This window comes from Actinomadura napierensis, from assembly GCF_039529375.1.
Lineage (GTDB): Bacteria > Actinomycetota > Actinomycetes > Streptosporangiales > Streptosporangiaceae > Spirillospora > Spirillospora napierensis.
In genome coordinates, this window is sequence record NZ_BAAAMR010000253.1 from 1 (window position 1) to 1803 (window position 1803).

Genomic DNA, 1803 nt, shown 5'->3' on the forward strand with positions numbered 1-1803 from the left:
GCCCGGGCCGGCGGCCGGCAGGGGGGCGGCCGCCGTCCCGCCCGCCGCCTCGGCCGCCAGCAGGGTCAGCGCCGGGCGGACGGCCTTGCCGCCCGCGCCGGCCGCCGGCCGGCCCGCCTCGTCGCGCCACCCGAAGTGGAACTCGGCGATGCCGCGCATCGAGCCGGGCATCGCCTCGACGACGGCGCGCAGCGCGGGCTCCACCAGCTCCCGGCTCCACGCCAGGATCTCGGCGGCGGATCGGGCGGAGGTCTCCACCGACATCTCGTCTCCCTCGTTCCCTTCCGGGGGGCGCCCCGGTCCCGGCGGGCCCGGGCTAGCGGCCGATCTCGACGTTCTCCAGCACGCCGAGCGCGTCGGGCACCAGCACCGCGGCCGTGTAGTAGGCGCTGACCAGGTACGACAGGATCGCCTTGTCGTCGATGCCGGTGAAGCGCACCGACAGGCCCGGCTGTACCTCGTCGGGGATGCCGGTGCGGTGCAGGCCGATGACGCCCTGGTCGTCCTCGCCGGTCCGCATCGCCAGGATCGAGGTGGTGCCGGTGTCGCTGACGGGGATCTTGTCGCACGGGTAGATCGGGACGCCGCGCCAGGCCTGGACGCGCCGCCCGCCGTCCACCTCGGCGGTTCCCGGGTACACGCCGCGGCGGGTGCACTCGCGGCCGAACGCGGCGATCGCCCTCGGGTGGGCGAGGTAGAAGCGGGTCCTGCGGCGCCGGGCGAGCAGCTCGTCCAGGTCGTCGGGCGTGGGCGGGCCGCCGCGGGTCTGGATGCGGTGCCGCAGGTCGGCGTTGTGCAGCAGGCCGAAGTCCCGGTTGTTGACCAGCTCGTGCTCCTGCCGCTCCCGGATCTCCTCGATGGTGAGCCGCAGCTGCTGCTCGATCTGGTTCATCGGCTTGTTGTAGAGGTCGGCGACGCGGGTGTGGACGCGCAGCAGCGTCTGCGTCACGGCCATCTCGTACTCGCGGGGCGAGGTCTCGTAGTCGACGAACGTGCCGGGCAGCGCGGGCTCGCCGTCGTGCCCGGACGACAGGTCGATGGCGGCCTCGCCGTGCCGGGTCTGCGGCGGCTTCGGCGCGTTGCGGTACTCCTCCAGGCGCGCGCGCAGCGCCTCCGACCGGTCGGTGGCCTCCTCGATCGCGGCCGGGGAGAGGGTCAGCACGATGGCCGGGGTGATGGCCCGGAACGTGTGCGGCCATTCTCCGGCGTCGCCGGCCAGGGCCTGGTCGCCGAAGAAGTCGCCGCCGTCGCGGATGCCGACCTGCGTCTCGCCGCCGTACTCGCCGGTCCCGATCTCGGCGATCTTGCCGTGCGCGATCAGGTGGACGCGGTCCATCGGGTCGCCGGCGGTGGCGATCGTGTCGCCGGGGGCGTACTCGGCCTGCGTGAACCGTCCGGCGAGCGCGTCCAGCACCATCGCGTCCAGGCCGCCGAGCTGCGGCAGCTCCGCCAGCTCGCCGGGGATGACGCGGACGTTGGCGCCGTCGTTGACGAACGTCACCCGCCCGTCGCCCAGCTCGTAGGTGAGCCTGCGGTTCACCCGGTAGACGCCGGCGTCCGCCCGCACCCACGGCAGCAGGGTCAGCAGCCACCGCGGGGTGATGCCCTGCATCTGCGGCACGGACTTGGTCGTCGTCGCGAGATTGCGCGCTGCCCGCGTGCTCAGGGCCAGCTGCGGGTCGGTCATGTGCCGCTACCTCCGGGGATCGCTGGTCGGATCTGGCTGTGCTGGGGCGGCGCGGGCCGCACCGGGGCCGGGCGGGCCGCCGCGGTCCCGAGCCCGGACGGGCCGGCCGGTACGCG

General features: G+C 74.8%; 1 protein-coding gene and 1 pseudogene. Both read right to left on the reverse strand.

Annotated features, from left to right (window positions below; translation table 11 throughout):
• Positions 1–264 (reverse strand): annotated as a pseudogene (locus ABD296_RS49245) (polyprenyl synthetase family protein); the annotation flags it as partial.
• A 52-nt stretch (positions 265–316) separates the two neighbouring features.
• Positions 317–1687, reverse strand: coding sequence for a family 2B encapsulin nanocompartment shell protein (locus tag ABD296_RS49250; protein ID WP_344285399.1), 1371 nt, complete (start codon positions 1685–1687; stop codon positions 317–319).
• Positions 1688–1803 lie beyond the last annotated feature (116 nt).